Source organism: Streptomyces sp. YIM 98790 (genome assembly GCF_011421595.1).
In the GTDB taxonomy this organism is placed as follows: domain Bacteria; phylum Actinomycetota; class Actinomycetes; order Streptomycetales; family Streptomycetaceae; genus Streptomyces.
In genome coordinates this window covers 1-886 of record NZ_WTLH01000392.1, presented here as the reverse complement: position 1 = coordinate 886, position 886 = coordinate 1, and the positions used below count along the sequence as shown (strand labels likewise).

Sequence of the window (886 nt, the reverse complement as noted above, 5' to 3'; positions counted from 1 at the left end):
TGAGGTGCCTCGAAGTCTCCGGACAGGGACCCAATAGGATGTCCCCCCGAGCACGACGAGAAAGTAAGCACGTGGCACCACCCAGTAGATATTCACCGGAGTTCCGAGAAGAAGCAGTCCATCTGGCTCTCAAGTCGAGCCGGCCGATCGCGCACGTCGCCAGGGAACTCGACATCAACCCTGAGACGCTCCGCACCTGGGTGCGCCAGCACGAGCGAAGCGCCGAAGAAGGCAAGCCCGCGCTCGCACTCGACGAGCGCGCCGAGCTGAAGGAACTCCGACGACGGAACCGTGAACTCGAAATGGAAGTCAGCTTCCTGAAAAAAGCCGCAGCGTACTTCGCGAAGGATCCTCAGTAGCGAGCAAATACGAGTTCATCGAAACGATGCGACTCGATACTGCGGAGTACGCATACCCCGTCGAGTTCATGTGCAGCAGGCTCGGCGTATCCAGATCCGGCTACTACGAATGGCGTCGGCGACCGGATTCCGCGACGGCGCAGCGCCGCGAGGAACTCAAGCACCTCATCACGGAAGCATTCGAGGTGTCTGCCGGCACCTACGGCCACCGGCGCATCCGTGCCCAGCTGCGGCGCTGGGGCCACACAGCCGGGCCGGAACTGGTCCGCCGCCTCATGCGTGACCTGGGACTCGTCCCCTGCCAGCCCCGCCCCAGGCGCTGGTCGCTGACCCGGGCCGCAGCCGCCCCGGTCCCGGACCTGGTGCAACGTGACTTCACCGCTGAGCTCCCAGGAACGAAACTCGTCGGCGATATCACCTACATTCCCACCGGTGAGGGATGGCTCTACCTGGCCACGGTCATCGACTGCTGCACCAAAGAAGTCATCGGATACGCCATGGACGACCATTATCAGACGCCTTTGATA

Annotated in this window: 2 protein-coding genes; both read left to right on the top strand. The window is 62.8% G+C overall.

The features are described 5' to 3' along the window. Positions 1-71: 71 nt before the first annotated feature. Positions 72-359 carry a transposase gene (locus GQS09_RS28310; RefSeq protein ID WP_165990354.1) on the top strand — a complete coding sequence of 96 codons (288 nt, stop codon included), beginning with the start codon at positions 72-74 and terminating at the stop codon, positions 357-359. Positions 360-376: 17 nt separating this feature from the next. Next, on the top strand, positions 377-886 hold a 510-nt coding region (locus GQS09_RS28305), incomplete at its 3' end, for an IS3 family transposase (protein WP_313896389.1).